Annotated in this window: 5 protein-coding genes; 1 reads left to right on the forward strand and 4 read right to left on the reverse strand. The window is 73.6% G+C overall.

The window, feature by feature from the left end; translation table 11 throughout:
* The coding region (locus tag ABZ281_RS39735) for a methylmalonyl-CoA mutase family protein (RefSeq protein WP_356662852.1) at positions 1-171 on the reverse strand (171 nt) is incomplete at its 3' end.
* A 140-nt stretch (positions 172-311) separates the two neighbouring features.
* On the opposite strand from ABZ281_RS39735, the gene ABZ281_RS39740 reads away from it, so the two are divergent.
* Positions 312-1,160, forward strand: coding sequence for a L,D-transpeptidase family protein (locus ABZ281_RS39740; RefSeq protein ID WP_356662849.1), 849 nt, complete (start codon positions 312-314; stop codon positions 1,158-1,160).
* A 187-nt stretch (positions 1,161-1,347) separates the two neighbouring features.
* Here the strand turns inward: ABZ281_RS39740 and ABZ281_RS39745 are convergent, their stop codons facing one another.
* The 3 genes from ABZ281_RS39745 to ABZ281_RS39755 all read right to left on the reverse strand — a co-directional run bounded on the left by ABZ281_RS39745 (position 1,348) and on the right by ABZ281_RS39755 (position 4,240).
* The gene (locus ABZ281_RS39745; protein ID WP_356662850.1) at positions 1,348-2,418 is read right to left on the reverse strand and encodes a hypothetical protein; all 1,071 of its coding nucleotides are present in this window, start codon (positions 2,416-2,418) and stop codon (positions 1,348-1,350) included.
* Complete coding sequence (locus ABZ281_RS39750; RefSeq protein WP_356662853.1) at positions 2,418-3,092, reverse strand: RNA polymerase sigma factor; 675 nt, start codon at positions 3,090-3,092, stop codon at positions 2,418-2,420. The genes ABZ281_RS39745 and ABZ281_RS39750 overlap by 1 nt, the downstream gene beginning before the upstream one ends.
* 383 nt (positions 3,093-3,475) lie before the next feature.
* Complete coding sequence (locus tag ABZ281_RS39755; protein ID WP_356662851.1) at positions 3,476-4,240, reverse strand: hypothetical protein; 765 nt, start codon at positions 4,238-4,240, stop codon at positions 3,476-3,478.
* Positions 4,241-4,431 lie beyond the last annotated feature (191 nt).

The raw sequence follows: 4,431 nt of genomic DNA on the forward strand, positions 1-4,431 counted from the left end.
CGCGTACTGACGCATCGTCCACGGACGACCCGTATACATCGACCGATACACACCACGGGTATACGGGAACGCCCCCGGCTCCCCCAGCTTCTCCGCCGCATCCCAGCCCTCAAGAGCCTGCGGCCCGTAAACCGGCTCGATCGGCAGTCCGGACTCCGACTCACGCGCCATGGTGGTGTGCCTCCCGCAGAGCAGTGACCTCGCTCACCACCATGCCCCCTGGTTCGCGAACGGTCACGCCCGGGGAACATCTCAGGTGACATCCGGGCACACCGGTGAGACGAGCGGGGGGCCGTGTGCGTACCACGGGCATGGGAAGAGCGTTCGTAGCGGGACTCGCCGTGCTGGCCGCGCTGACCGGCTGCACGGTGCAGACCCCCGACGGCGAGGGCAAGCGCCGCTCGCCGGTGCACATCGAACTGCCCAGCGGCACCCCGGCACCGGACAGCACGCCCGCCCCGGGCGGCGGCGCGCCGAGCGCCGCGCCCGCGCCGGACGACGACAAGCCGAGTGCCGCACCTGCCCCGCCCCGCGTGCTGTGGTCCCGCGGCGACACCGGCCGGGACGTCCGGGAGCTCCAGGCCCGGCTGCGGCAGGTCGCCTGGCTGTTCGAGGGGCCGACCGGGACGTACGGTGAACAGACGGAGCGGGCGGTCAGCGGGTTCCAGGGCAAGCGCGGGCTGCCGCGCACCGGGAAGACCGACGCCGTCACCTGGCAGCGGCTGGTGCGCATGACGCGCGAGCCGGGCCGGTGGGACCTGTACCTGATGGGCGGCCAGCAGGCCGACCCGCCGGACGCGCGCTGCCGGACCGGCCGGGTGCTGTGCATCGACAAGACCAGCAGGACACTGCGCTGGATGATCGACGGGCGGACCGTGTCGACGATGGCGGTCCGCTTCGGCTCGCAGGGCACACCGACCCGGGAGGGCGTCTTCTCCGTCTACTGGAAGTCCCGCGACCACGTCTCGACGCTCTACGACTCGCCCATGCCCTACGCGATGTTCTTCAGCGGCGGTCAGGCCGTGCACTTCTCGGCTGACTTCGCCGCCCGGGGTTACGCGGGCGGCTCGCACGGCTGCGTCAACGTACGGGACGAGCAGGCGATCGCGGAGCTGTTCGCGCAGGTCCGCAACGGCGACAGGGTCGTCGTGTCCTGGTGACGCGGGAGAGGGAGTAAGCGGGAGGGGGAGTAAGCGGGAGAGGGAGTAAGGGGCGCGGGCGGGACCGGGGGAACGTGTCCCGCCCGCGCTCAGTGCACGAGCCGTAGGTACGGGGGGAACCCCGGCTCTGTGCGACGGCCGATGACCAGTCGGCTCACTCATTACTGCGCCGGGGCGGCCGAAAACGTCACACCGTCGGCCAGACGATTTTCACGGAGTGCGAAGCCGCAGGTCGCAGCGGTGCGAGAGAGGTCCGGAAGCCGCCGTGGTCCGCGTCGTCATCGTCGTCTTCCTTCCTCTCGGCCCGCTTCTCGGCCTTCCGCTCGGCCTTGTCCTGCTTCCGGTCCTCCTTCGGGTCCGGCTTCGGGTCCTGGCTGCGGTCCCGGCCGGTGCCCTTGCCCTGGTGCCGGCCCTTGTCCGCGTGGTCGTCGCTCCCGCGCCCACTGGAGCGGGGGGCGGCCGACGACAGAACGCCCTTGCAGTACTTCCACACCCGGAGGCCGCCCGCCGCGTCCCGCAGGGCACGCCTGCGGTCGGGGTCCAGCCGCTTGCCGTCGCCGAGGTCGCGGCAGGCGGCGGTGATCTCCCCGCGGTGGTCGCCGGAGCCGTCCTTCCGGTCGTCCGGCTTCGGGGCCGCGTCGTCGCGCTCCTCGTCCCGGCCCTGGGCACCGGCCCCGCCCTTCGACGAGCCGCCCGGGGAGTCGTCTGGGGTGGATCCGCCCCGCGCGGTGTCGCCCGGTGACGGCGACACCAGCGGGCGTTCGGGATGGGTGACGGAGGCCGAGACGGAGGCGCCGGGGTCGGGCTCGTCGTCGCCGAACGGTGCAGTCAGGGCTCCGGTTCCGGCCGCGAGGGCCACCCCGCCGACCATGCCGACCGCCAGCACGGCGGCCAGGGCGAGGCGGGCGGGACGGGCCCAGCGGGGCGGCCGGGCAGTGCCGGTGCCGATGTCGCCGGGGGTTCCGATCCGGACCAGCCCCGCGTCGGAGACGTCTGCCGCGGCGCGTCCGCCGGTGGCCGCATGAGCCGCGGCCGCGTCGGCGCGTTCCGCGCGGGCCTTGCGGAAAGCGGCCACCGCGGCGGCCTCGCCGGGGAGTTCATCGCTGGTCAGCGGGGGTGTGGCGGACAGTGCGCCGAGGGTCCTGGCGAGGTGTTCGGCCTGGTCCCGGCCGGCGCCTTCGACAGCTCCGAGTGGCTCTCCGCTCAGCAAACGCTCCGCCGTTTCGCGGTCCAGCCACCTGTACTGCTCGTCGGCCATCACACATCCTTCTGCGTCCGCACAAGGCTATGCGTCACACCTGCGGACGTCACGGCACCGCCACGCGGTTCTCGCTGGGGCGGCAGGGCGTCGAGCACCCCGGCCGATTCCGGATCGGCCTGCGGGTCGTCGCCGAGCAGTTCGGCGAGCCGCTTCAGACCGCGGTGCGCCGCCGTGCGGACCGCGCCCGGGCGCTTGCCGAGCGCCTCGGCGGCGGTCTTCGCGTCGAGCCCCACCACCACGCGCAGCACGACCGCTTCGGCCTGGTCCTGCGGCAGCCGGGAGATCAGGGAGAACGTGCCGTCGGTGGCGAGCGCCTCGATGGCCTCGCCGGCGGTGTCCGACTCGGCGGCACGGCCGGTCAGCTCGGTCTCGTCACCGCCGATCGCGGGCCGGCGCCCGCGCATACGTATGTGGTCCAGGGCACGGTTGCGGGCGATCCGGGCGGCCCAGCCGCGGAACCGGTCCGCGTCGCCGGTGAACCGCTCGAGATCGCGGGCTATCTGAAGCCACGCCTCGGACGTCACGTCCTCGGCGTCGGGGTCGCCGACCAGCGTCCGTACGTACCCGAGCAGCCGCGGATGCACGGTGCGGTACACAGTCCGGAACGCGTCTTCGTCTCCGTCCTGTGCCGCGCGCACCGCGGCGGTCAGCTCCGCGTCGTCCCCCAGCACCGCGCGCCCTTCTGCGCCTAAACCGGCGCCGCTTTCGCGGGCCGGGTTCTCGCCGTAGTGGTTGCTCAATTGGTGGTTGCGGTCACAAGCCCGCAGGTGGTTGCGGTGGTCTCGCCGCCTTCGCTGTTGGCGCGAATGGCACGTTACGACCTGAAACCATGCCCCGTCCATGTCCGTCCGAGATGCAACTAAGCCGTGACGCGGTGGGGTGTGACAGAAAACGCACACGGGGCGCTGTAGGAAGTACGGGCCGCCGCGCGGCCCGTGCCGCGCGACGGCCGGGGCCTCTCCTGTGGGGGGTGGCGGCCCCGGCCGTTGCCGAGGCGGGCCCCTGCGGGTCGGCGCGACCGGCCGGCCGCGACAGGCGGTGCTCGCGAAATCCCCTACTGGTGACGGCCGTTGGGCTGGGAGCGCTTGCTCTCGCTCCGGCTCTTGCCCGAGCCGGTGTCCAAGCCGTTGCCCGACCCGTTGCCCGTACCGTCGTGCGCGGCGGGGGCGCCGTCGTCCTTGGCGGAACCACTGTTCCCGGAGCCACCGCTCCTGCTCCTCGGCTCCTCCAGTTGTCCGGCGCAGTACGCCGTGACGTTCCTCTCACCGCCCGCGGCGGCCACCAGACGCTGCCAGGACGTCGCCTCCATGGCCGTGCCGCGCCGGCCGACCCGCTCGTAGGCGCGGCAGTGGGCCTCGGTGTCCTGGGCAGGGGCGGGCCGGTCCGGTGAGGAGCCGGGGCCGGGGCTGTGGCTGTCACGAGACGGCTGCTCCGACGAGTCGCGCGGGGCGCTGCTCGGGGCCGGCTTGCGCCCGGGGGTGTCCTTCGTGCCTTCCTCCGGCGATCCCGCCACGCCGATCGCCGCCACGGCGACACCGCCCAGCGTGAGACTGGCGAGCAGCACGGAGAGCGTCGTCTTCAGGGACCGCCCGAGGCGCCGCCGTTCCCGGGCGCGCCAGTCGTCCCTGCGGCGCGTGCGCGTGCGCAGGACCCCGGCGTCCCGGGCGGCCCGGAAGGCGGCCACGGCCCGCTGCTCGGCCTCGGCGTCGACACCGTCCCGGATGAGGGAGGCGACGATCAGTGCCTCGACGTCGGCGTCGAGGAGGGCGTGCCGGGAACCACGGCCGGACGGCCCGCCGTCGCTCTGCCGTTCACCCATGTCCGTTTCCGTCCCTGCTCGATCCGATCGATCCGTCTGCCCGGCGGCGCCGGTCGGCCCGCCGGGCCCCAGTACGTCCCGCCGGTCCGCCCTGTTCTGGGCGCCGACTCCGTGCGACCCGACTCGATTGCCTCGGCAGGGCGGTGGAGTTCGAGCTGGGCCTGACCGAGGCAGACGTTGGTGATCGCCAC

Origin of the sequence: Streptomyces sp. NPDC006265 (genome assembly GCF_040613555.1) — a bacterium.
Taxonomy (GTDB): Bacteria; Actinomycetota; Actinomycetes; order Streptomycetales; family Streptomycetaceae; genus Streptomyces.